Source organism: Filibacter tadaridae, assembly GCF_900609045.1.
In the GTDB taxonomy this organism is placed as follows: Bacteria; Bacillota; Bacilli; order Bacillales_A; family Planococcaceae; genus Sporosarcina; species Sporosarcina tadaridae.
On the sequence record NZ_UXAV01000007.1, the window covers coordinates 1 to 440 of the forward strand.

General features: G+C 52.0%; 1 rRNA gene. It reads left to right on the top strand.

What is annotated here, in order from left to right:
* A 23S ribosomal RNA gene (locus FILTAD_RS00095) occupies window positions 1–440 on the top strand; the annotation flags it as partial.

Here is a 440-nt window from a genome sequence, read left to right on the forward strand (position 1 = left end):
CCAGGAAGCTTGCTTCCTGGGGTTGTAGGACACTCTATACGGAGTTACAAAGGGATGGATTAGACGAAGCGACCTGGAAAGGTCCGCCGTAGCGGGTAATAGCCCCGTAGTCGAAAGTCCATCCTCTCCAGAGTGTATCCTGAGTACGGCGGAACACGTGAAATTCCGTCGGAATCCGGGAGGACCATCTCCCAAGGCTAAATACTCCCTAGTGACCGATAGTGAACCAGTACCGTGAGGGAAAGGTGAAAAGCACCCCGGAAGGGGAGTGAAATAGATCCTGAAACCACGTGCCTACAAGTTGTTAGAGCCCTTGTTGTTATTTCCTTCGGGAAATAGCGCGGGTGATAGCGTGCCTTTTGTAGAATGAACCGGCGAGTTACGATTCCATGCAAGGTTAAGCAGCGAATGCGGAGCCGCAGCGAAAGCGAGTCTGAATA